Origin of the sequence: Bacteroides stercoris ATCC 43183, from assembly GCF_025147325.1 — a bacterium.
GTDB lineage: Bacteria > Bacteroidota > Bacteroidia > Bacteroidales > Bacteroidaceae > Bacteroides > Bacteroides stercoris.
Genome location: NZ_CP102262.1, coordinates 2,789,039 through 2,813,085, shown reverse-complemented (window position 1 = coordinate 2,813,085; position 24,047 = coordinate 2,789,039). Strand labels below are relative to the sequence as shown.

22 protein-coding genes and 1 tRNA gene are annotated in these 24,047 nt (G+C 46.5%); 14 read left to right on the top strand and 9 right to left on the bottom strand.

The features are described 5' to 3' along the window. The first annotated feature begins 31 nt into the window (after nucleotides 1–31). Nucleotides 32–724, top strand: coding sequence for an HAD family hydrolase (locus NQ565_RS11595; protein ID WP_005654140.1), 693 nt, complete (start codon nucleotides 32–34; stop codon nucleotides 722–724). 117 nt (nucleotides 725–841) lie between these two features. Here NQ565_RS11595 and uxaC read toward each other — a convergent pair whose 3' ends face one another. Then, nucleotides 842–2,248 (bottom strand): glucuronate isomerase, encoded by a 1,407-nt coding sequence (gene uxaC / locus NQ565_RS11590; RefSeq protein ID WP_005654141.1) that lies wholly within the window; start codon nucleotides 2,246–2,248, stop codon nucleotides 842–844. A gap of 230 nt (nucleotides 2,249–2,478) precedes the next feature. On the opposite strand from uxaC, the gene NQ565_RS11585 reads away from it, so the two are divergent. From NQ565_RS11585 to NQ565_RS11570, 4 genes are all read left to right on the top strand, one after another. Continuing rightward, nucleotides 2,479–3,540: a LacI family DNA-binding transcriptional regulator gene (locus NQ565_RS11585; RefSeq protein WP_005654143.1), complete on the top strand. Its 1,062-nt coding sequence runs from the start codon at nucleotides 2,479–2,481 to the stop codon at nucleotides 3,538–3,540. Nucleotides 3,541–3,605: 65 nt separating this feature from the next. Beyond that, nucleotides 3,606–5,084, top strand: a complete 1,479-nt coding sequence (locus tag NQ565_RS11580) for a tagaturonate reductase (protein ID WP_005654144.1) — start codon at nucleotides 3,606–3,608, stop codon at nucleotides 5,082–5,084. Between the two features lie 162 nt (nucleotides 5,085–5,246). After that, nucleotides 5,247–5,681, top strand: coding sequence for a DUF6078 family protein (locus NQ565_RS11575; RefSeq protein ID WP_005654145.1), 435 nt, complete (start codon nucleotides 5,247–5,249; stop codon nucleotides 5,679–5,681). A 295-nt stretch (nucleotides 5,682–5,976) separates the two neighbouring features. Then, nucleotides 5,977–6,429: a hypothetical protein gene (locus tag NQ565_RS11570; protein ID WP_005654148.1), complete on the top strand. Its 453-nt coding sequence runs from the start codon at nucleotides 5,977–5,979 to the stop codon at nucleotides 6,427–6,429. Here NQ565_RS11570 and NQ565_RS11565 read toward each other — a convergent pair. Together NQ565_RS11565 and NQ565_RS11560 are read right to left on the bottom strand one after the other, a co-directional pair. Beyond that, nucleotides 6,407–6,928, bottom strand: a complete 522-nt coding sequence (locus tag NQ565_RS11565; protein WP_005654150.1) for an FHA domain-containing protein — start codon at nucleotides 6,926–6,928, stop codon at nucleotides 6,407–6,409. The two genes, NQ565_RS11570 and NQ565_RS11565, sit on opposite strands and share 23 nt — an antisense overlap. A gap of 46 nt (nucleotides 6,929–6,974) precedes the next feature. Continuing rightward, a complete protein-coding gene (locus tag NQ565_RS11560; RefSeq protein ID WP_005654152.1) occupies nucleotides 6,975–8,057 on the bottom strand; it encodes an HU domain-containing protein in 1,083 nt (360 codons plus the stop codon). A 244-nt stretch (nucleotides 8,058–8,301) separates the two neighbouring features. Here NQ565_RS11560 and NQ565_RS11555 point away from each other — a divergent pair, with 244 nt between their 5' ends. The 4 genes from NQ565_RS11555 to NQ565_RS11540 are packed head-to-tail and all read left to right on the top strand — an operon-like array spanning nucleotide 8,302 to nucleotide 12,409. Then, nucleotides 8,302–9,735: a capsule assembly Wzi family protein gene (locus NQ565_RS11555; RefSeq protein ID WP_034536201.1), complete on the top strand. Its 1,434-nt coding sequence runs from the start codon at nucleotides 8,302–8,304 to the stop codon at nucleotides 9,733–9,735. A 4-nt stretch (nucleotides 9,736–9,739) separates the two neighbouring features. Next, nucleotides 9,740–10,288, top strand: a complete 549-nt coding sequence (rfbC, locus tag NQ565_RS11550; protein ID WP_005654157.1) for a dTDP-4-dehydrorhamnose 3,5-epimerase — start codon at nucleotides 9,740–9,742, stop codon at nucleotides 10,286–10,288. Nucleotides 10,289–10,291: 3 nt separating this feature from the next. Further along, nucleotides 10,292–11,605 carry a UDP-glucose dehydrogenase family protein gene (locus NQ565_RS11545; RefSeq protein ID WP_005654160.1) on the top strand — a complete coding sequence of 438 codons (1,314 nt, stop codon included), beginning with the start codon at nucleotides 10,292–10,294 and terminating at the stop codon, nucleotides 11,603–11,605. Nucleotides 11,606–11,620: 15 nt separating this feature from the next. Continuing rightward, nucleotides 11,621–12,409 (top strand): DUF4738 domain-containing protein, encoded by a 789-nt coding sequence (locus tag NQ565_RS11540; RefSeq protein ID WP_005654162.1) that lies wholly within the window; start codon nucleotides 11,621–11,623, stop codon nucleotides 12,407–12,409. Between the two features lie 14 nt (nucleotides 12,410–12,423). Here the strand turns inward: NQ565_RS11540 and NQ565_RS11535 are convergent, their stop codons facing one another. Beyond that, nucleotides 12,424–13,716 (bottom strand): DEAD/DEAH box helicase, encoded by a 1,293-nt coding sequence (locus NQ565_RS11535; RefSeq protein WP_005654164.1) that lies wholly within the window; start codon nucleotides 13,714–13,716, stop codon nucleotides 12,424–12,426. 129 nt (nucleotides 13,717–13,845) lie between these two features. Beyond that, nucleotides 13,846–15,075 (bottom strand): phosphoserine phosphatase SerB, encoded by a 1,230-nt coding sequence (gene serB, locus NQ565_RS11530; RefSeq protein WP_005654165.1) that lies wholly within the window; start codon nucleotides 15,073–15,075, stop codon nucleotides 13,846–13,848. Between the two features lie 276 nt (nucleotides 15,076–15,351). Between serB and NQ565_RS11525 the strand changes: the two genes are divergently transcribed. Continuing rightward, the gene (locus NQ565_RS11525; RefSeq protein WP_005654168.1) at nucleotides 15,352–15,855 is read left to right on the top strand and encodes a thioredoxin-like domain-containing protein; all 504 of its coding nucleotides are present in this window, start codon (nucleotides 15,352–15,354) and stop codon (nucleotides 15,853–15,855) included. A gap of 232 nt (nucleotides 15,856–16,087) precedes the next feature. Here NQ565_RS11525 and NQ565_RS11520 read toward each other — a convergent pair whose 3' ends face one another. Genes NQ565_RS11520 through lon form a run of 3 tightly spaced genes read right to left on the bottom strand, consistent with a single transcriptional unit; the run spans nucleotide 16,088 to nucleotide 20,834 of the window. Continuing rightward, nucleotides 16,088–17,230 carry an LptF/LptG family permease gene (locus NQ565_RS11520; RefSeq protein ID WP_005654169.1) on the bottom strand — a complete coding sequence of 381 codons (1,143 nt, stop codon included), beginning with the start codon at nucleotides 17,228–17,230 and terminating at the stop codon, nucleotides 16,088–16,090. Continuing rightward, a complete protein-coding gene (tgt, locus tag NQ565_RS11515) occupies nucleotides 17,227–18,357 on the bottom strand; it encodes a tRNA guanosine(34) transglycosylase Tgt (protein WP_005654171.1) in 1,131 nt (376 codons plus the stop codon). The genes NQ565_RS11520 and tgt overlap by 4 nt, the downstream gene beginning before the upstream one ends. Nucleotides 18,358–18,362: 5 nt before the next feature. Beyond that, entirely contained in the window at nucleotides 18,363–20,834 is a 2,472-nt protein-coding gene (gene lon, locus NQ565_RS11510; protein WP_005654173.1) for an endopeptidase La, read from the bottom strand. A 170-nt stretch (nucleotides 20,835–21,004) separates the two neighbouring features. Here lon and NQ565_RS11505 point away from each other — a divergent pair, with 170 nt between their 5' ends. From NQ565_RS11505 to NQ565_RS11495, 3 genes are all read left to right on the top strand, one after another. Beyond that, nucleotides 21,005–21,715, top strand: a complete 711-nt coding sequence (locus tag NQ565_RS11505) for a tRNA1(Val) (adenine(37)-N6)-methyltransferase (RefSeq protein WP_005654175.1) — start codon at nucleotides 21,005–21,007, stop codon at nucleotides 21,713–21,715. Between the two features lie 393 nt (nucleotides 21,716–22,108). Continuing rightward, nucleotides 22,109–22,450, top strand: a complete 342-nt coding sequence (locus NQ565_RS11500; protein WP_005651587.1) for an ISAon1 family transposase N-terminal region protein — start codon at nucleotides 22,109–22,111, stop codon at nucleotides 22,448–22,450. Between the two features lie 10 nt (nucleotides 22,451–22,460). Beyond that, nucleotides 22,461–23,429, top strand: a complete 969-nt coding sequence (locus NQ565_RS11495; protein WP_458692668.1) for an ISAon1 family transposase — start codon at nucleotides 22,461–22,463, stop codon at nucleotides 23,427–23,429. 120 nt (nucleotides 23,430–23,549) lie between these two features. On the opposite strand, the gene NQ565_RS11490 is transcribed toward NQ565_RS11495, so the two are convergent. Continuing rightward, nucleotides 23,550–23,624: transfer RNA gene (locus tag NQ565_RS11490), tRNA-Pro, on the bottom strand. Nucleotides 23,625–23,822: 198 nt separating this feature from the next. Here NQ565_RS11490 and NQ565_RS11485 point away from each other — a divergent pair. Continuing rightward, nucleotides 23,823–24,011 (top strand): hypothetical protein, encoded by a 189-nt coding sequence (locus tag NQ565_RS11485; protein WP_005654180.1) that lies wholly within the window; start codon nucleotides 23,823–23,825, stop codon nucleotides 24,009–24,011. The last annotated feature ends 36 nt before the right edge of the window (nucleotides 24,012–24,047 follow it).

The window sequence follows — 24,047 nt, the reverse complement described above, 5'->3', positions numbered from 1 at the left end:
ATATACTCAATAACAATAAAACGGACAACGTATGAAAGATAAAATAGAAGTAGTAGCATTCGATGCAGACGATACCCTTTGGGAAAACGAGGTTTATTTTCAGGAGTTTGAGCATCAGTTCTGTGATTTACTGAAAGCGTACCAACCGCAGAGTGCCGTTTCGCAGGAACTGTTCAAGACAGAGATGAAAAACCTGCACATGTATGGCTACGGTTTGAAAAGCATGATGCTCAGCATGATTGAAACAGCCTGCCGGATTACCGGAGGAGAAGGTAACATGCATTGCGTGAAAGAAATCGTCAGGTTGGGGCAGGAGCTTCTTCAAAGACCCGTAACGCTTCTGGACGGGGTGGAAGAGGTGCTGCTCCGCCTGCAAGGAAAATACAGGCTGGTACTGGCGACCAAAGGAGACCTGTTCGACCAAAGAAGAAAAGTCCGGGAGTCGGGATTGATGCACTACTTCTGCCACATCGAGATAATGAGTGACAAGAAAGAAGCCGATTATCGGAAACTACTTACCACCGTGGAATGCGCCCCGCAGAATTTCCTGATGTTGGGAAACTCCGTCAAGTCGGACATACTGCCGGTTTTGGAGCTGGGCGGATATGCAGCCCACATTCCTTACCACGTCACCTGGCAGTATGAAACCCATGATGGGGATATTGCGCATCCCAACTTCATCCGGTTAAAAAACATCACGGATATAATGGAATATCTCCTGTAAGGTATCTGCTGCACAGGAAAGCTTAATTCAGCGGTATCCAATGAAAAGCCCTTCCACGCTTGCCATAAGGTATCAAGCATGGAAGGGCTGATTTTAAAATTATCTCATTCCCGTCTTTTAGAACTGGAAGAACTTCTTGGCGTTGTAATAACTGATGTCCTCAATCATCTGATTGACGCGTTCCATTTCGGAAACAGGAATTTCACCGTTTTCCACATCACGGCCTACGAGGTTACACAACGTGCGGCGGAAGTATTCATGACGCGGGTAGGAGAGGAAAGAACGCGAGTCTGTCAGCATACCTACGAAACGGCTCAGCAGGCCGAGTACGGAGAGTGCATTCATCTGTTTTTCCATACCGTCTTTCTGGTCGAGGAACCACCATCCCGAACCGAATTGAATCTTGCCGGCAACAGTACCGTCCTGGAAGTTGCCCAACATGGTAGCGATTACCTCATTGGCACATGGGTTCAGATTATACAGAATGGTCTTTGTCAGTTTGCCTTCCGAATTCAGACGGTCGAGGAATTTAGCCATCGCCTTGGCGGTTGTAAACTCGCCGATAGAGTCGAAACCAGTGTCGGGACCGAGCAGTTTGAACATTTTGCTGTTGTTGTTGCGGATAGCCCCGTAGTGGAATTGCTGTGTCCAGCCCTTTTCCCAATCCATCTCGCCAAAGGCAACCAGCATAGCCGACTTGAACTTCAGGATTTCTTCCTTAGTCAGTGCAGTACCGCCATATACCTTATTGAAGATTGCCTTAATTTCCGCATCCGTATAGTCTTCCGCATAGAATTCTTCGATGCCGTGGTCGGACAGCTTGCATCCTTGGGCGGCAAAGAAGTCATGACGCTTGCGCAAAGCGGCAATCATATCGTCGAAAGTAGAAATAGTCACACCGCTTACTTCCGCCAGCTTCTCTACGTAAGCACGGAAATCGCCGGGAACTTCCACCGCCATCGCCTTGTCGGGGCGCCAGGTAGGAAGCATCTTTATCTCAAATCCGCTCTCACGGGTCTTGATATGATATTCCAGCGAGTCAATGGGGTCGTCCGTAGTACACACGGTTTCCACGTGATAACGGCGCATCATGCCGCGGGCAGAATATTCGGGTTGTTTCAGTTTCTCGTTACATTCGTCGTAGATTTCACGTGCGGTCTTGGGGTTCAGAATCTTGTCAATGCCGAATGCCGTCTTCAACTCCAGGTGCGTCCAGTGATACAAAGGATTGCGGAAAGTATAAGGTACGGTTTCCGCCCATTTCTCAAACTTTTCCCAATCGGTGGTGTCCTTGCCGGTACAGAAACGTTCGTCCACACCGTTGGTGCGCATGGCACGCCACTTGTAGTGGTCGCCTCCCAGCCAGATTTCCGTCAGTGACTTGAATTGGTAGTCGTCTGCTACCATTTGTGGAATTAAATGACAGTGATAGTCAATAATCGGCATTTTAGCCGCATGTTCGTGGTACAACTTCTGCGCGGTTTCAGTCTGCAACAGGAAGTTCTCGTCCATAAAGTTTTTCATCTTCTTGTGTTTTAAGTATCTAAAAATTTTACTTTCTTGTCGTTACACCTATATAGTATTGATTGTAAAGCTAATAGGCTCGATAACGCTTTTTGCTTTTATTAACCGTTATCGAACACAAAAGTAGAAATTTTACTTGGAGAAACAAAATAATTCGTATCTTTGCGGCAAATATTTATAATATTTAAGTTTTAAATGTAAGACCTTTAAACACCTTAGGGCGGGAGAAGATGGAAAACAAGAATTATACGATAAAAGACATTGCACGCATGGCCGGCGTCTCTGCCGGAACCGTAGACCGCGTGCTTCATAACCGGGGCGACGTATCCCGTGCAAGCAGAGATAAGGTTCAAAAAGTCCTCGATGAAATCGATTATCATCCCAACATGTTTGCCATAGGTCTGGCGGCAAAGAAACGCTACCATATAGTATGTATCATACCTTATTATATAGAGCATGATTACTGGCACTCCGTTGCGGCGGGCATAGACCGTGCCGCGCAAGAGCTGCGGCCGTTCAACGTAGGGGTGGACTATCTTTTTTACAGCCATGCGGATAAAGCGTCCTATGAAACGGCATGTGCGCAACTTCAATCCGTTGTTGCCGACGGGGTGTTGATAGCCCCGAATTTTCAGGATGATACCCTGAAGCTGACGTCGTATCTGGAAGATAAAAAGATACCTTATGCCTTCATCGACTTCAATATGGAGCAGACTCATGCACTATGCTATATAGGCCAGGACTCCAAAGTCAGCGGATACATTGCCGCCAAAATACTGATGCGCCGCTACCGGGAAGGGCAGGAGCTGGCGCTTTTCCTGAACAATCAGAAAAACAGCCCCGCCGAGGTGCAGATGCAACGGCGCCTGGAAGGCTTTATGCAGTATCTTGCGGCCGAGCACAAAAACCTGACTATACACGATGTCGTTCTCCACAAAGAAGACACCGCCGCCAACGAGGAAGTGCTGGATGCTTTCTTCTCCGGACATCCCAAAGCCGCTTTAGGGGTCGTGTTCAACTCACGCGTGTATCAAGTGGCGGACTACTTGCAGAAAAAGAATCTGAAGCTGGATGCACTGGTCGGCTACGACCTGCTTCAGAAGAATGTGGAACACCTGAAAAACGGTGAAGTGAACTATCTCATCGGGCAGCGGCCGGGACTGCAAGGCTATTGCGGCATTAAAGCGCTGTGCAATCACGTGGTATTCAAAAAACCGGTCACAGCCGTAAAATATATGCCTATCGACATCCTGATGAAGGAAAACATCGACTTCTATTTTGAGTTTGAATAATCCTGCATATAGTAAGAAAGACTATCAATCATAATCCAACAATCATAATTAAAATCATTTTCAAGATGAAAGCATTAAACAAACAGACGGCTCCCAAGTCCGTTGCTCCCGAACGAATCATCCAGTTCGGTGAAGGTAACTTCCTTCGTGCATTTGTAGACTGGATTGTTTACAACATGAACCAAAAGACCGACTTCAACGGCAGTGTTGTAGTGGTTCAGCCTATCGAAAAAGGAATGGCGGAATGGCTGAACGGCCAGGACTGCCTTTACCATGTCAACCTGCAGGGCCGTTTGAACGGTGAAGCGGTAAACAGCCTCACGCGTATCGACTGCATCAGCCGCGCATTGAATCCCTATTCTCAGAACTCTGCATTCATGGCGCTTGCCGACCAGCCCGAAATCCGTTTCGTTATCTCCAACACCACGGAAGCCGGCATCGCGTTCGACCCGAACTGCAAGTTCAGCGACGCCCCCGCATCTTCTTATCCGGGCAAGCTGACCCAGTTGCTGTTCCGTCGCTTCAAGACGTTCAAGGGCGACAAGAGCAAAGGTCTTATCATCATGCCTTGCGAATTGATTTTCCTGAACGGACATCACCTGAAAGAATGTATCTACCAGTACATCGAACTGTGGAAAGACGACTTCGGAGCGGATTACGAGAAGTTCAAGACCTGGTTTACAAAGTACTGCTATGTATGCGCCACTCTGGTAGACCGCATCGTTCCGGGCTTCCCGCGCAAGGAGATTGCGCAGATTCAAAAGAAAATCTGTTATGCCGACAACCTGGTTGTACAGGCCGAAATCTTCCACCTGTGGGTTATCGAGGCAGCCGAGAATCTCTCTCTCCGCCAGTTGGCAGAGGAATTCCCTGCAAACAAGGCGGGATTGAACGTACTCTTCGTGAAGTCCGAAGCCCCTTACCACGAAAGAAAGGTTACTTTGCTGAACGGTCCTCACACCGTGCTTTCTCCGGTGGCTTACCTGAGCGGCGTAAACATCGTGCGCGATGCCTGCAACCATCCCGTTATCGGCAAGTATGTCCGTAAAGTACAGTTCGACGAACTGATGCAGACACTGAATCTGCCTATGGACGAACTGAAGAAGTTCGCAGCCGATGTATTGGAACGTTTCGACAATCCTTACGTAGAGCACCAGGTAACCAGCATCATGCTGAATTCCTTCCCGAAATACCAGACCCGCGACCTGCCGGGCTTGAAGACTTATCTGGAACGCAAGGGCGAACTTCCGAAAGGCCTCGTACTCGGTCTTGCCGCCATCATCACATATTACAAGGGCGGCGTGCGTGCCGACGGCGCTGAAATCACCCCGAACGATGCTCCCGAAATCATGCAACTGCTGAAAGAACTTTGGGCAACAGGCGATACCCGCAAAGTAGCGGAAGGCGTATTGGCAGCCAAAGACCTCATCTGGGGCGAGCACGGAGACTTGAACGCCATTCCGGGACTGACGGATATGGTAACCGGCTTCCTGAACTCTATCCAGGAGAAGGGTATGCTGGAAACAGTAAAAAGCATTCTCTGATAAAGAACCGGTATAACAAAAGAAAAACAGGGCAGGGCTTCGGCTTTGCCTTGTTTTTTTATGCCCGACCTACCCAATAAAACAGCCGTTATATGGTGCCGGCCGGATTTTTTCGCGTATCTTTACCGGATAAAGCGATATTCATCAAAATTCTGATAACTAATGGAAAACAACTCCGACTTAAACAATCAAGCAGCCCAATACACATTGTGCTTCAACACCCGATGCCCGAAAGCCGAAAACTGCCTGCGGCACAGTATGACACAATACACCACGGCGCAAAACATCCGGCTGTCCGTCATCAACCCCCTCTGCTATCCGGCGGCAGGGAAAGAGTGCCCGCACTTCCGCAGCAACAAGAAAATACGGGTGGCATGGGGCTTCAAGAAGCTTTACGATGATATGCCCGCACGCATCTCCCGTGCCATTCACCTCAATCTGGAAGCCATATTCAACCATTCGCCCTATTACCGGTATCGCAACCAGAAGCTGGGACTTACTCCGAAGCAGCAGGAGTGCATCCGCCAGGTATGCCGGAAGCATGGCTGGAAAGAGGAGATACAGTTCGATCGGTACACCGAGGAATACGACTGGTAAGCACACTGTCGGTATTCCACCGCAGGGTAGCCGGCATTCCACCACAGGATACCTCAACTACCGGCAGGTGGTACAGGGAATACCAACCGTTGGTAGCTCTTGTACCACGCAGTGGTACGCGCCGTACCTTAGTAAGGTACTTCTCGTACCAAACTGTGGTATGGACAGTACCAAGCAAAGAAATTTATTGGTACATGCATACAACTGACCGCCAGCAAGGTACACAATATGAATTTACGAACATATTTTCACTATCTTTGTTCCCTGTATCAGCAGGATTATACAAAACGGAAACATGAAATACGGAGTAAACAGAAAAGTATTGCTTATAACCGCCGGAGTGGTATGGATTATAGCCGGGGCCAATATCTTCAGGATAGGAATAATGACATGGCTGACAGATTCCCAATACTGGCTTTTCAAGATAGGAGAGGCCACAGTCGTGTTCCTTCTCTTCTTTTTGTTTGTTTTCAAAAGGCTTTATTACAAGCACACCAAACGTATCGGAGAAAAGAAGAAAGAGAAGAACTGCCCTTTTTCTTTCTTTGACGTAAAAGGCTGGATTGTAATGGTCTTCATGATAACGTTCGGCGTCACGATGCGCTCGTTCCATATATTGCCGGACGCATTTATTTCGGTGTTCTATACCGGGCTGTCGCTTGCGCTCATCTTCACCGGAGTATTGTTTATACGCTATTGGTGGATAAACCGGAAAGGCAATCTCTTTACTCCGCCGCCCGAAGAATAAAAGTGGTGGCGCCGATGGTTACAATGGCTCCGTCTTCAATGCGGATACGGTCTTTGTCACCCAGAATTTCATTGTTCAGGAAAGTGCCCGTCAGGCTGGGGGCGTCGCGCAGGGTATAGATAAGGTTGCCTTGCTTGTTGCGCTTCACATTGATAATGCAGTGCGTACGGTCCATGCTCATGTCCGAGGTTTCTATCGGGACATTGACAACCGTCCCTACGCAGCGGCGGCCGATTTTATTGTCTCCCTCCTGTAGCGGCAGCACTTGCTTGAATCCGAAAACATTCTCAATGACCGTAATGCTTCCGAAGGCTTCCTTGTATTCGGTTTCGTCCGGATTCTCCTCTTTCTGCGGAGCTTTCATCTTTGTCTTGCCCAAACGTATGCTGAACTGCTTCTTACAGTTCTCGCAGACAAATACCAGGGACTGGCCTTCCGTATATTTTGTTTCGTCGAAAGTCAGATAGTTCTCACATTTGGGGCAACGGATACGTTTCATTGAATTGTCGGAATAGTTGATGGTTAATAATTGACTGTGAAGAAAATTATCTTTTCAGAACCCAGGCACTCTTGTATGCTTCATTCTGGCGAATCAGGTTCAAGGCGCGGTATGCCTCTTTTTCCGTGGCACAGGACTGAATGCTGACGCGCATCTTGCCGTCGCCGATAATCGCTTTAGCTCCTGCATAACCTTTGGCAACCAACTGCTGTGCCATGGTGTCGGCGTCTTTTTCAGAACCCACGCTGGCTATGATAATATGATAAGGTGTCTTTACGGCTTGAACGGCAGGAGCGGCAACTGTGGGCGCTGCTTTAGGCTGAGCCGCAATTGTTGCAGTCTGCTGACGGACTTTTACTTCTTTTACGGCAACGGGAGCAACCGGTTTCTTGCCGGCGCTACGGGTGGTTTTCGCCTTCTTACCCGTCTCCTGCTGATGGATGACAATCGGAGTGATGGCCAATGACTGCTTTTCTATCTGCCCGAACAAATCACCGGGCAGCAGCCGCGCATAGTTGGCTTCCATCACTTCGGTGTTTTCTACGGGTGCGGGAAGAAAAAAGAACAGAGCCGCAACGGCAATCATGGCAACGGCATTCGCCAGATAAGAAGTGTTGATTCGCATCCCATACTTACGCTTCTTTTCTTCCCGGACAACCGGTGCGAAAGGAATAGTCTTGCTTCCGTTCCGGCAGGGCTTGTGCAAGACTGCCAGTTCCTGCATTTCAAAACTGCCAAGCCCGTATAAGTAAGGAGTGGTAAGCTTATCATCGTAAGGTGTGAAATCGTAGGAATCATGAATGTTATAGCGCAATTCGCCGATATTGGGCAAATCCGCTTTTCCATTCTCATGAAGAAGAGCCAGCAGTTCTTTCACCGATTTGCCTACAATCCTGGTGGCATCGGAAAAATCCGTATCATACACAGCCATGTAGGATTGTACCAACAGCCCGTCGTTCATCTTCAGTTGCGGATTGAAGCCGATGATGCGGGTAGGGGGCAAAAACGTATTTTCTTCCGCCACTCTCATTGCCGGAGTGTAGTGAGCGACAAATCCGCCCAACCCCGGAACAATGACACAATCATTCTCCAATAATAATGCTTCTATGTGCTGTGCTAATTCAATCATGCTACAAAAGTAGCGGTTTTATCGGATATATGCCACTTTCGGGCTGCTTTTCTTACTAAGAATTTATAAACACGGCAAACTTTGGAAACTCCTTTATCGCCCATGACCGATATATTAGATTTTTTTCCTACTTTTGCACCGTTTTCTACGTTTCTCTTTAATCAGGACTATAAACTATATTATATATTCGATAATGAACACAGATAACTGTCAGCACTTAACCAAATACAGACTATTTGCCGTAATGCGTATTCCTATCTGTTTGTTGGCCATTATTCTTGCAGGTAGCGGTATGGCAACGGCACAGGTTTCGCCTTTTGTGGAATACGGAGCCACCGTGCACACGGGCGACAATACTCCTTTGTGGCAAGTGAGCAACCAACAGGGGCTCGGTTCTATTTACGACAATACGTATATACGGGGCGGACTGGGCTACAAACACCGGCTCGGCAAGTGGAAGTTCGAAGAAAAGCTGGACATGGTAGCAGCCGTGGGCATGAACTTCAAGGGCGATAAAGACATTTTTATCCAGCAGGCCTATATAGATGCACGTTACAAGTGGCTGGGAATTTTTGCCGGAAGCCGCGAGAAAGGCGCTCCATTGCTGAATAACGCTTTGAGTAGCGGCGACATGACATGGTCGGGCAACGCGAGGCCGATTCCGCAAATAATGATAGGCATCCCCGAATACTTGTATGTCCTTCCGCGTTTCGCCATTAAAGGTGAAATCTCTTACGGATGGTTCACCGATAACAACTACCAGGAACGGAAGGTAGGAGCTGGGCATTGGTACACAAAAGACATCAAATATCATCATAAAGAAGGATTTGTCCGCGTCGGCGTGCCCAACGGGAAATGGCAGCTCGACATCGGCATGACGCTCGATACGCAATTCGGCGGAACACTGGTGAATGCGGACGGCAGCATGGTAAATCTGGGCAATACGCTGAAAGATTATTTCAGAGTATTTATCCCCGGCTCCGGCGGTGAAGACAAACCCTGGAACGACAGTAACTTCTATCAGGGCAACTTCCTGGGCAGCGAACAGATAAAGCTGACCCACCGTTCCGATAAATTCTCTATCAGCGCATACCTGTGCAATCATTTCGACGACTTCTCCGCTATGGGCAAGCAGAACGGTTGGGACGGATTGTGGGGACTTGAAATGAACTTCAACAACTTCAAGCCCGTCAATGCGGTTGTGTTCGAGTTCCTGCAGACCACCAATATGAGCGGTCCGCTGCACGGCTTGCACGAACCAGAAGAAGGTCCCGTACACAAGACCGGCGGTTCCGACAACTATTACAACAACGGCCTTTACCCCGGCTGGGCGCATTGGGGCATGATGATAGCCAATCCTCTGATTGCTTCGCCTATCTATAACCAGGACGGTGACATGACGTTCAAGTACAACCGCATAAAAGCGCTGCACATCGGCTGGAGCGGACAAATAACTTCCGAATGGAGCTACATAGCCAAAATGAGCCACAACAGAACATGGGGTACTCCCGGTGCTCCCACACTGGATATTCTGGAGAACTTTTCGGCCTATGCCTCGTTCTCTTATTCTCCCGAAAGATGGAAAGGCTGGAACTTCAACGCCTCTCTCGCTCTGGACATGGGAGATATATACGGAGACAACTTCGGATTTCAAATGAAAATACATAAAACATTCTAAAGCAATGAACTACATACAGACAGAAATTGACGGCGTATGGATCATCGAACCGAAAGTGTTCAATGATGCACGCGGCTACTTCATGGAAGCCTTTAAGGAAGAAGAATTCCGTGCCAATATCGGCGATGTACATTTTGTACAGGACAACGAATCAAAATCCTCTTTCGGCGTACTGCGCGGGTTGCATTACCAGAAAGGCGAATACAGCCAGGCGAAACTGGTACGTGTCATAAAAGGTAAAGTTTTGGATGTTGCGGTCGATTTACGCCGTTCTTCTCCTACGTTCGGCAAGTACGTCAGCGTGGAACTGAGCGAAGAGAACAAGCGTCAGTTCTTTATTCCCCGCGGATTTGCCCATGGCTTTCTGGTACTGAGCGAAGAGGCAATCTTTACCTACAAAGTAGATAACGGTTATGCTCCGCAGGCGGAAGCGTCGATTCGCTTCAATGATGAAACCATAGGCATCGACTGGCCGGTTGCGGAATCTCAGTTCATATTATCGGAGAAAGACGGACATGCCGTATCTTTCAAAGATGCGGAATATTTTGAATAAGATATGAAGATAGCCATTGTTGGTACGGGGTACGTCGGTTTGGTAACCGGTACTTGTTTTGCTGAAATAGGTGTCAATGTCATTTGCGTCGACACAAACAGCGAAAAGATAGAAGCATTGAAGCAGGGTATTATCCCAATCTACGAAAACGGATTGGAGGAAATGGTAAACCGGAACGCGAAAGCAGGACGCCTGCAATTCACGACTTCTCTGGAAAGTTGCCTGAACGAAGTGGATGTTATATTCAGCGCCGTGGGTACTCCGCCCGACGAGGATGGCAGTGCAGACCTGAGTTATGTGCTTGAAGTGGCGCGTACCATCGGGCGTAACATGACGAAATATGTATTGGTGGTAACCAAAAGCACCGTGCCCGTAGGCACCGCCGGAAAGGTGCGCATGGCTATCCAGGACGAATTGGATAAGCGGGGAGTACAGATAGACTTCGATGTAGCTTCCAATCCCGAATTCCTGAAAGAAGGAAATGCGGTAGCAGACTTCATGAGCCCCGACCGGGTAGTGGTGGGAGTGGAGTCCGAACGTGCAAAGAAACTGATGAGCAAACTCTACAAACCGTTTCTGCTGAACAACTTCCGCGTTATCTTCATGGATATTCCGTCTGCCGAAATGACCAAATACGCAGCCAACTCCATGCTTGCCACCCGCATCAGCTTCATGAACGACATTGCCAACCTGTGCGAGCTGGTGGGAGCCGACGTCAATATGGTACGCAGCGGCATCGGTTCCGATACGCGTATCGGCCGTAAGTTCCTCTATCCGGGCATCGGATATGGCGGTTCGTGCTTCCCGAAAGACGTAAAGGCATTAATCAAAACCGCCGAACAGAACGGTTACCGGATGCGTGTGCTCCAGGCTGTAGAGGAAGTCAATGAAAAGCAGAAAAGCATCTTGTTTGAAAAACTGCAACGCCACTTCAGCGGCGATTTGCGTGATAAGACAATTGCCTTGTGGGGGTTGGCTTTCAAGCCGGAAACAGACGACATGCGCGAGGCGCCTTCGCTGATTCTGATTGACAAGTTGCTGAATGCCGGTTGTAAAGTGCGTGTGTACGATCCGGCTGCCATGACGGAGTGCCGCCGCAGGATAGGCGACAGCGTCTGCTATGCCACCGATATGTACGATGCCGCACTCGATGCGGATGCCTTGATGCTGGTGACGGAATGGAAAGAATTCCGCCTGCCGTCATGGGCCGTTATCAAAAAAACCATGAGAACCCCGGTGTTACTGGACGGTCGTAATATCTACGAAAAGAAAGAAATAGAAGAACTTGGATTTACCTACCACTGTATAGGTAAATAAAGGAAGGAGATAGACATGAAAAAACTCGTAATAGAGTTGTGCTGCGTCATAGCGTTGGCTGCATGCGGTAATGGTAAAGAGCAAAAAACACTCGAAGAAGACGCTACGGCCAAGGCTCTGCTTCAAGGTGTCTGGATAAATGATGAAACCGAACTGCCCCTGATGCGTATAGAAGGAGATACCATATACTATGCCGATCCTCAGAATATCCCCGTATCATTCAAGATTATACGAGATACGATGTATGTGTACGGCAATCATACCGTGACTTACAAGATTGACCGACAGACAGAATACAGCTTCTGGTTTCATTCATTGGCGGATGAGATTATAAAACTGCATAAATCGGAAAATCCGGAGGATATACTCGCCTTTGAAAACAAGGAAGTGGAAGTCATACCCACCACGGAAGTGGTGAAAAAGGACAGCGTAGTGATGTACAAAGGCACACGCTACCGGGGATATGTGTACGTCAACCCTTCGACAATGAAAGTCGTCCGCTCATCCTATTCAGAGGGTGGCATCAGCGTGGACAATGTCTACTATGACAATGTCATACATATTTGCGTGTATGAGGGCAGACGAATGTTGTATGGCAAAGACATTACCAAGAAGGCATTTGCCGGCATCTTTCCCGAAGATATTCTGAGTCAGATGATTCTTGCCGATATGAATTTTATGGGAGTTGATAATAAAGGCTACCAATATCAGGCAACCTTACGCGTGCCGGAAAGCTCCGTATATAGTCTGGCAGATATTACCATCGGATTCGATAATCGGATGGACATAAAAAAAGCGGAATAAATTCCGCTTTTTACTTATTCCTGCTTCTCAGCCTGAGTGGGCTTTTTGCTGCCGTCCCTGCGTTTGTTATTATTTCTATTGCCGCCTTTGCCGGTTCCGTTGTTCCGACGTCCGCCACCTTTAAAGCTGCTGCGTTTGCGTCCGTCATTGGAGCGCGGCTTGTATTCGGGAGCTTCACCCAACTCTTCCGGCACAGGTATCTTATAGATTTCTTTTTCCAGGAAATTCTCTATGCTCTTGAAATTCGTCTGTTCCTTTTCATTGACGAAAGTAAGGGCTACACCGTCATTATTGGCACGTGCCGTACGTCCGATGCGGTGCACATAATCTTCACTATCATGCGGCACATCATAATTGATAACCAAACGGATGTCATCTATATCTATACCGCGCGCCACAATATCGGTGGCAACCAGAATATTGATTCGTCCCGCCTTGAACTCGTACATTACTTCCTCACGCTGCGCCTGCTCAAGGTCGGAGTGCATTTCCCCAACGTTCAGCTTCATTTGCTTCAGGGCTTTGGCCACCTCTTTCACCTTCAACTTGGAAGAAGCGAAGATAATGACACGTTCGGGGGTCTGCTCAGCGAAAAGACTGCGGATGATACCCAATTTCTGGTTCTCATAGCATATATAGGCAGCCTGTACGATTTTCTCGGCAGGTTTGGAAACGGCAAGTTTCACTTCTGCCGGATTATGCAGAATGTTTTGCGCCAACTGTTGTATCTTGGCAGGCATCGTAGCCGAAAACATAATGGTCTGACGCTCCTTAGGCAGGAATTTCACAATCTGCATAATGTCATCATAAAATCCCATATCGAGCATACGGTCTGCTTCATCCAAAATGAAATAGGAGACGCGTGAAAGGTCTACATATCCCAGACTGAGATGAGCTATCAGACGTCCCGGAGTAGCGATTACAACATCCGCTCCCAAAGTCAGTCCTCTTTTTTGCTGCTCGAAAAGCACTCCGTCATTACCGCCGTACACGGCCACGCTGCTCACCGGCATGAAATAGGAGAAACCTTCCATCTGCTGGTCTATCTGCTGAGCCAGTTCCCGTGTAGGGGCCATTACTATACAGTTGATGGAATCTTCGGGATGCCCGCCTTCCGAAAGCTTGTTCAATATAGGTAACAGATAGGCGGCTGTTTTTCCGGTCCCGGTTTGTGCAACAGCTATCAAATCCCGGCCTTCGAGTATAACAGGTATTGATTTTTCTTGTATCGGAGTGCACTCGTCAAAGCGCATTGCGTCCAGTGCTTCAAGCACATTGTCATTTAAATTTAGTTCAGAAAACTTCATGTATTTCTTTATATTTGCTGCAAAGATAATGCAAACCGGGGGCAGAACAAAATAAGCCCGCTTAAAAAACAGGCTCCTATGATAATTAATTATCGCAGGAGCCTGTGAATTTTATCGTACGGACTTATTTTACCGCGGAATATCTATATAGGAATCCTTGAATCCCAAGAAATAAAGCACTCCGTCCAAGCCGATGGTATTAATGGACTGCTTGGCATTTGCCACAACTTTAGGCTTGGCATGAAAAGCGATGCCCAATCCGGCTATCCCCAGCATCGGCAAGTCATTGGCTCCGTCACCTACTGCAATGGTCTGTGCTATATCCACTTTCTCAACCTGCGCTATCAGACGCAGCAGTTCCGCTTTGCGTTTGCCGTCCACTACATCGCCGAGATAACGTCCGGTCAGTTTGCCATTCTCTATTTCCAGTTCATTGGCATATACATAGTCAATGCCGTATTTCTGCTGGAGATAATGTCCGAAGTAAGTGAAACCACCTGAAAGAATAGCTATTTTATAACCATATTTCTTCAGAACATACATCAGTCGGTCGACCCCCTCCGTAATAGGCAGGTTCTCGGCAATCTCCTGCATGACAGATTCATCCAATCCTTTTAATAATGCCACCCGCTCACGAAAGCTCTCCGTAAAGTCTATTTCTCCCCGCATGGCACGTTCCGTGATAGCCTTTACCTGCTCGCCGACACCTGCACGAATGGCCAGTTCGTCGATAACTTCGGTCTCTATCAGTGTGGAGTCCATGTCAAAACAGATAAGGCGGCGCATACGGCGATACATATTATCCAGTTGGAAAGAGAAATCCATTTCCAGCTCACTGGCCAGCCGCATCAGTTCTTCTTGCATGCCGATACGGTCTTTAGGGGTGCCTCGTACGGAAAATTCAATGCAGGCACGCGTCTTTGTATCGCATTCGTCCAACGGAATACGCCCTGTAAGACGTTTGATGGCATCAATGTTCATTCCTTGCTCTGCCAGAATACGGGTCACCGCCGAAATCTGACGGGCAGACAACTTACGTCCGAGCAACGTGAGAATGTAACGGTTCTTGCCCTGCATGCTCACCCAGTCCTCATATTCTTTTGCTGTAATAGGGTAGAAACGGATGGTGACACCCAAAGACGATGCCTTGAAAAGCAGCTCTTTCATGATAAAGCCGGAATGTTGTTCTTCCGTCTTACATAAAATACCTAACGACAGGGTGTTATGGATATCGGCTTGTCCGATGTCAAGGATAGTTGCATCGTACTTGGCAAGAATTTCTGTAACCGAAGCCGTCAGTCCCGGACGGTCTTCACCTGTTACGCGGATCAGGATAAGTTCTGTACTTAATGGTTTCATAAGTTGTCTATTAATAGGATAACAAGCCACAAAAGTAAGGAAAAATCCCGCCTTTTATGCTAAATAACATAAAAAATTGCACTGAAAAAGTGAGAAAATCGCTTGTTTATTTGGAAGTTTCTTTAAGAATTACTTACCTTTGCACCCGATTTCAGAATTAAAGACTTTGAGTATCAATGAATTCCTCTCATTGCAAGGTCTGAGAAGATGACATTCCGGGAAGAAATCACTGCCAAAAAGGACAGTCCCGGATAGTATTAACCAAAATCGTGTTACATGAAATATGTAAAATGGATTTTTGTTGTATTACTAATTGGTTCCTTGACTTCTTTTGTAGAAAAAGACAAACCGACCGGCGGTTTGAATGTGGGTGACATAGCCCCGGACTTCAAAATCCAATCTATGTCTGCCGGGCAACCGTTAGCCGAACTTTCGGACATGAAAGGCAAATATGTGTTGCTTAGCTTTTGGGCAAGTTATGACGCGCACTCCCGGATGCAAAACGCGAGTTTGAGCAATGTGCTTCGTTCCGCTTCCCGCAATGAAAATGTAGAAATGGTTTCCGTCTCATTCGATGAGTATCAGTCTATCTTTAAGGAAACCGTTCGTAAGGACCAAATAGTTACGCCCACCTGTTTCGTGGAAACTAAAGGCGAGTCCTCCGGCTTATTCAAGAAATATCGCTTAGGTCGCGGATTTACTAACTATTTACTGGATGAAAATGGTGTGATTATTGCCAAAAACATCTCTGCTGCAGAGCTTTCGGCTTACTTGAATTAAGCGCTTCAATGCACAGCATGACAATGAAGGGATTAAAGAACCTGTAAGAAGAAAGTGGGGTTTCTTCCGACAAAGGCGGTCTGTCCGCCTGAAAAGAAAGAAGAACAAAACAAAAGAGGAAATGAATACAACAAAAAAGCCGTCCCGCACTTGTGGAAACACAAGAGCGGGACGGCTTCTTATTTTTTACACTATTCTGCGGTATGCTTTGACAGCAGCTTTCTACAGTTGCTTACTTCGGCGCTTTCTTATACAAATAGAATGCTATGAATGCATAAAGCAGGTTCGGTATCCATACCGCTATGACAGGCGGCACATTACCATTCACTGCAAATGTAGAGGCAATCGTCTGGAACAGGATATACGAGAAACTTAATCCCAAACCTATACCCAAGTGCAATCCCATGCCGCCTTTTGTCTTTTTCGAAGAAAGAGATACGCCAATCAGCGTCAGGATAAACGAGGCAAAAGACATGGCTATGCGTTTATGATATTCTATCTCGAACTCCTTGATATTGGCAAAACCGCGTTGCCGTTGCCGGTCTATGTACTCGCTCAACTGAGGGCTGGTGAGCATTTCCTGCTGGTTTTTCATTATGAGGAAGTCGGCAGGTTCCATAAAGAGAATGGTATCCAGCCGCTCTCCTTTAACGATGCTTTCGCGCATACCGTCCATTTCACGGATCATGTAGTCCTTCACCTTCCATTTGTGAACGGCTGCCGTATCGTAAGTAATGCTGCGTGCGGTAAGATGGGACACTAACTGCTTGTCCTTGAACTTATCGAGCGAAAAGCGGTAACCCGTTTTGCTGTAATCCTCAAAGCGCTCTATATAGGCAATGACTCCCGAATCGACCTCCAACTGAATATTGCGGGCTGTGGTGGACTTGCGGGGCTTATAGTATTTGTCCTCAAAATTAAGTCGCGTAACACTGCCTTTAGGAATGACATACGAACCGAGACAGAACGTAGTGATTGCGATAATAGCCGCCGACACCATATAAGGACGCAGCATGCGCTTAAAACTCATTCCCGTAGAGAACATTGCGATAATCTCCGAGTTCTCCGCAAGTTTGGAAGTAAAGAAGATTACTGCGATGAAGACAAACAGCGGACTGAACAGATTGGCAAAGTAGGGGATGAAGTTCATGTAGTAATCGAAGATAATGGCTTGCCATGGCGCTTCATGAGACATGAAGCGGTCCATTTTTTCATTAAAGTCGAATACTACGGCGATAGAAATAATCAGGGCTATGGCAAACACGTATGTTCCCAGGAACTTCTTGATGATGTACCAGTCCAACCGCTTGAGGAACTTATTTTTCCCGACAGGCAGCTTGATGTCTTTCAGCATCTTCCAGTCAATCTTTCTCATAATCTTGTCGATACACGTTGTACCATCATCGGTTTCCATGTAGAGAAATCACCGGCAATAATATGCTTGCGGGCTTCACCGGCAAGCCAAAGGTAAAATGCCAGATTGTGAATGGAAGCAATCTGCATGGCCAGCAACTCCTGTGCATGGAAGAGGTGGCGCAGATAGGCCTTACTATATAATGTATCTACGTAAGATGCACCGTCTGCCTCAATAGGAGAGAAGTCGGTTTCCCATTTCTTGTTACGCATGTTGATGATACCGTCTTTTGTAAACAGCATACCGTTGCGTCCGTTACGTGTAGGCATTACGCAGTCGAACATGTCAACTCCGCGTTCGATGCCTTCCAGAATGTTCACAGGTGTACCTACACCCATCAGATAACGAGGCTTGTCCTTCGGCAGTATCTCATTCACCAGCTCTATCATTTCGTACATCTTCTCCGTAGGTTCGCCCACAGCCAAACCGCCGATGGCATTGCCCTCGGCTCCTTTGGAGGCTATGAACTCGGCCGAGCGCTTGCGAAGGTCGGGATAAACACACCCCTGCACGATAGGGAAAAGAGCCTGATGATAGCCGTATTTGGGTTCCGTTTCATTGAACCGCGTGATACAACGGTCCAGCCAACGATGCGTCATTTCCATGGACTTCTTGGCATAGGCATACTCTGCATCACCCGGAGTACACTCGTCAAAAGCCATCATGATGTCTGCCCCGATGGTACGTTCAATATCCATTACCCTTTCCGGAGTGAAAATGTGTTTGCTTCCGTCGATGTGCGAACGGAACTCAGCACCTTCTTCACGCAACTTGCGGATACCTGCCAAGGAAAAGACCTGAAAACCGCCGCTATCGGTCAGCATCGGACGGTCGAAGTCGTTGAACTTGTGCAATCCGCCGGCTTTTTCAATAACATCCAATCCGGGACGCAAATAAAGATGATAGGTATTACCTAATATTATCTGCGCCTTTATATCTTCTTTCAACTCTGTCAAATGCACGCCTTTTACGGTTCCCAACGTACCTACCGGCATAAAGATAGGCGTTTCAATCTGTCCGTGGTCGGTGGTAATCAAACCTGCACGGGCATTTGTCTTGCTGTCTGTATACTGTAACTCAAATGTCATTCTTCTTACTTTTCTATCTTTTCTTTTTTAACGGACAAGTCAATGGCATCAGCTACCTTTTCATCAGTCAGCGCAATGGCAAACACTTCTTTTACGTCTTTCACATAGTGGAAAGTCAGTCCTTTCAGATAAATTTCCTGTATCTCTTCAATGTTCTTACGATTCTCGTCGCTGAGGATAATCTCCTTGATACCGGCACGTTTGGCAGCCAGAATCTTTTCCTTGATACCACCTACGGGAAGAACTTTTCCGCGCAGCGTGATTTCGCCTGTCATGGCAAGATTGGCCTTTACTTTTCTCTGCGTAAGTGCGGATGCCAGCGAAGTAGCCATTGTTATACCTGCCGACGGGCCATCTTTGGGGATAGCTCCTTCGGGAACATGAACATGGATATTCCAATTGTCGAAAATCTCTTCATCAAGATTCAGCAGCGAAGCATGAGACTTGATATACTCCAATGCCAGCATAGCCGATTCTTTCATTACATCACCCAGGTTTCCGGTCAGTGTCAAGCGACCGCCTTTACCGCGGCTGAGACTGGTTTCGACAAACAGAATCTCACCGCCGACAGCAGTCCATGCCAAGCCCGTAACTACACCGGCATATTCATTGCCTTGATATTTGTCGCGTGTATATTCGGGAGCACCCAGGAATTCGTACAAATCGCCCGGCTTGATTTCTGTTTTTGCGAAATAGCCGTCCGTGGCATATTGGCGAGCCGATTTGCGAAGAATTTTTCCAATCTTCTTTTCCAATTCACGTACACCGCTTTCACGGGTATAAGACTCGATGATTGCTTCCAACGTATTCTTTGGAATCTTGATATCGCTCTTCTTCATACCGTTTGCTTCCAGCTCTTTCGGAACCAAGTGGCGACGGGCAATTTCTATCTTTTCTTCGGTTATGTAGCCGCTTACTTCAATCAACTCCATACGGTCGAGCAACGGCCCCGGAATTGTGTTCAGATTATTGGCGGTAGCAATGAACATCACCTTCGACAAGTCATAATCCACATCCAGGAAGTTGTCGTGGAACGTAGTATTCTGTTCCGGATCAAGCACTTCGAGCAGAGCGGAAGAAGGGTCGCCCTGACGGTCGGCACTCACCTTGTCTATCTCGTCCAATATAAATACGGGATTGGAAGAACCGGCTTTAACCAGACTCTTGATAATACGTCCGGGCATTGCTCCGATATACGTCTTGCGGTGTCCGCGTACTTCCGCTTCATCATGTACGCCACCCAAGGACATACGGATATACTTCCGCTTCAAAGCAGCCGCTATAGAGCGCCCCAAAGAGGTCTTACCCACACCCGGAGGACCATACAGACAGATGATAGGCGACTTCATATCTCCTTTCAGCTTCAATACGGCAAGGTGCTCCAATATACGCTCTTTTACCTTCTCCAAGCCGTAATGGTCTTTATTCAACGTCTTCTCTGCATTAGTCAGGTTCAGATTATCCGTTGTATAAACGCCCCACGGCAAACTCATCATAGTCTGCAAGTAGTTCAGTTGCACACTGTAATCGGGCGATTGCGGATGCATGCGCTCCAACTTATCCACTTCTTTCAGGAATGTACTTTTTACTTCTTCATTCCATTTTATGGTTTCAGCTTTTTTGCGCATTTCTTCCAGCTCCTGCTCCTGGCTGCCACCACCCAATTCATCCTGAATGGTTTTAATCTGCTGTTGCAGGAAATATTCGCGCTGTTGCTGGTCTATATCCTCGCGGGCGCGCATTTGGATAGACTCCTTGATCTCGGCAAGCTGCACTTCCCGATTCAAAATCTCAAGCAAACGATAAGTGCGGGCACGCAATGCGTCAATACGCAGCAACTCTATCTTTTCATCCTTCTTCAAGGGCAGATTGGTACAGATAAAATCTACCAAAAACATCGGGTTATTAATGTTTTTGATGGCAAATGCAGAGTCTTGCGGAAACATTTCCGAGGATTTTATGTAACGCACGGTCAAATCCTTACATGCTTCTACCAATGCCTGAAATTCCTTGTCATCTTTAGCAGGTATCTCTTCATTGAGGGTAGTTACACGCCCTTTCAAATAAGGAGCCACTTCCATTATTTCTTTCAACTCAATGCGTTTGGAACCTTGCAGAATAACAGTCGTTGTCTGATCCGGCATTTCCAATACACGGACAATCTTGGCAACCGTACCGATTGTATGCAAGTCCTCAAGTACAGGCTCCTCCGTATCAGCGGCTTTCTGACACACTACAGCTATATATGAACTTTTCTTTTCTGCCTCACGCACCAATTTTAAGGAAGACTTTCTTCCAACGGATACCGGCATAAACACACCCGGAAACAAAACCATGTTCCGAAGAGGCAATACCGGAAGGATTTCATCAACCTCAATATCCATCAATTGTTCTTCATTCCCCTCAAAATCAGCAATTACAGAAAATGCATTTTCATTCCTATCTTCGATATCACTAAAGTAATTTCTTTTCTTCATTTCATTCTTTTTAGTTTATGTCATATTGGCAGGCCAATAAGGCGCTTGCAAAGTTAGCTATTTCTTCTGTATAAACGGGTGTCCTTTCTTTAAAAAGACAAAAACGATGCCAAAATTGCCGTTATTTTGTCGGCTTTGATTATTTTTGAGTCCGATTAACAAAGACAAATATGCCGAATCCTTATTTTCAGTTCAAACAATTTACCGTCCGACACGACAAATGTGCCATGAAGGTAGGTACAGACGGGGTGTTATTAGGAGCGTGGGCTCCGGTTCAAGATGTTAAACGGATTCTTGATGTAGGAGCGGGTAGTGGCTTAATATCCTTACAATTAGCACAGCGTAATCCGGAAGCGGTAATTACCTCTGTCGAGATAGATCCGGCAGCGGCGGCACAAGCCCAAGAGAATATTCAATCGTCCCCCTGGAGCAATCGGATGGAAGTTGTATGCTGCGACTTCCGCAAGTATCACCCGGAAGATAAATTCGACCTGATCGTTTCCAACCCGCCTTATTTTGTTGACGCCCTGAGATGCCCTGACAATCAGCGCTGCATGGCACGGCACACGAGTGAGCTGAACTATGAACTTCTTTTTGGGCATTCGGCGCACTTATTATCGGAACAGGGAGTTATAAGCATTATCATTCCGGCCGAAGTTGAAAGAACAGTGATTGATACGGCCTGGAAATATAATTTTCATCCACATCGCCGTTTGCATGTTTTTACCAAACCCGGAAAACCTTGCCGGCGCGTGTTGCTGACTTTCGGCCGGCAAAGCATATCATGTATTGAGGACAGTCTTTACATAGAAGGAGAGAAACACGAACAATTTACCCCGGAGTACATTGCGCTGACCAAAGACTTTTATTTAAAGATGTAATGTTCTTGATAACTCATAAAGAATAAAGAAAGTCTCTATGGATAGTAGGAAAATGTATTGCCAACAAATAGTCCGGCTACTATTCTTAATTCGTTAAACAGTTATTGCCCTTGCGTCAGACATCTGTTACTCTTGCGTTAGACGGTTGTTTAACGAAAGGGCAACAGATGTCTGACGAATTATTATTTGCAGTCAAAGGCAGTAATAAATGCGAAATAAGGTCTAATGGATTATTGTAACCCGCCATAATTTATACATAGCAACAAGAACCCCTTAGGGTTAAACATCCCCTGAACCACGAAAATTATAGTCGAATCGGATTTCTACGGGTCAATGTAAAAACCTGAGGGGTAAATTTATAAATTGTTATCTTTGTCTCCAAATTCATAGCTTATGGAATTAAACGGTTATCGCCTTCTTCTTCCTGAAGGCACTTTAGATTACTTTGATCTTGTTGATGTGAAGGAAAGCGTAAATGAAGTTGTGATCTACCTTGAGGAGAAAAATATCGTTCCTGAGAAGTATACAGCTCAGGATACTGAGAGTAAAGGCTTTTATGCTCCTGTTATTGTTCAGGATTTTCCTCTTCGTGGCAAGAAGGTCTTCCTTAATATTCGTCGTCGTCGCTGGCTCTTAAAGAAGCATAATGAGTATATCTCCCGTAACTGGCGTATGGTGGCTGAAGGTACTCGTATGACGCAGGATTTTGCGTCTTTTTTAAAAGAACTGTATTGATAACTATCCGATCAGTTGCAAGCTCTTAGGTGTTTTATATGGAGTTGACGGGGATTTATTGGAGCGTCAATACCGTAACCATCTAAGTGGTTATCTCCATTGGGACCAACTTGTTCATGCAGAGGATTGGCTACTATTCGAAAAGAATATCGGTGCTTATATCTGTATTGATGAGGTAGCCCTCTCGCGTGGGGAACTCTATACTGTACTGACCAATAAAGAAGCTCACGGTGGTAAAGGCAGTATGATTGCCATCATTAAAGGTACGGACGTTCATACGGTCACTTCTGTCCTGCTTAAGCTATCCCGTCGCCGCCGTTACCAAGTGCGCGAGATAACCTTGGATATGGCTCCTAACATGGAGCAGATTGCACGCATCTGCTTTCCTGCGGCCAAACGTGTTACCGATCGCTTTCACGTACAGAAGTTAGCTTATGAAGCTGTGCAGGAGATGCGTGTAAAAGCTCGCTGGGAGGCTTTGGATGAAGAGTCCACTCAGATTGCTTATGCAAAGGCCTGTGGAAAGATGTATCATGCACCTGTTTTCGCTAATGGAGATACAAGAAAGCAGTTGTTAGCGAGAAGTATTTATCTGCTTTACAAGAAGGAATCCTTATGGACTCAGTCTCAAAGAATACGGGCTGAAATTCTTTTCAAGGAATATCCCGATATAAAGAAAGGATATTATCTGTCTATGCAGTTAGGCTTAATCTATCATCAGTGTAAGTTTAAGGATATTGCTTTGACAAGGCTGGCAAGGTGGTATGATGAAGTAGATAAATCAGGGTTCCTCACCTTTGGAAGGGTCGCACGTTCTATACAAACACATTATCTGGATATAATCAATTTCTTTGAAAGGAGGGCAACCAATGCCGCAGCAGAGTCATTCAATGCTAAAATCAAAGCATTTAGAGCACAGTTCAGAGGAGTAAGAGATAGAGCTTTTTTCTTATATAGACTTGCTAAATTATATGCTTAAATATAAAATCCCTCAGATTGTTACGTTGACCCCATTTCTACGTTAAGCCGTCAATACAACCGCCCAATCGAGCAACAAAAAAGGAGCTACATTTTACTGTAACTCCTTGATTCTTATCAGTCGGGGTAGCGGGATTCGAACCCACGACCCCCTGCTCCCAAAGCAGGTGCGCTAACCGGACTGCGCTACACCCCGAGTGCTTTACTTCTTAAAAGCGAGTGCAAAGGTAAAATCTTTTTTGATATAGACCAAATATTTTTATAACTTTATCTGAAATAAAATTATAAATATCTGAAATACAATATACAGGAACGGTTAATTATTCTCTGCCTCTTTGATACATTCTCTTTTATATCTATTTTTGTAGAAATAATCTTAATAAGATCAGAGAATATGAAGTTGACTAAACCTTTTTTATTTGTTTCCATTATCTTGTTGGGATGTGCTTCCTGCAAAAATAAAGCCGGAACTATGGAACAAGAAAATGCCGAGCTCGGCACAGAAGAGATTAACGATTCCGTACATCAAGCACAAGGCATAGTCATGGATGCTGCCATGAATGGGTTTACAAAGGACTATTAATAGGAGATACATTAGAGGTTTCATACACGATCACCG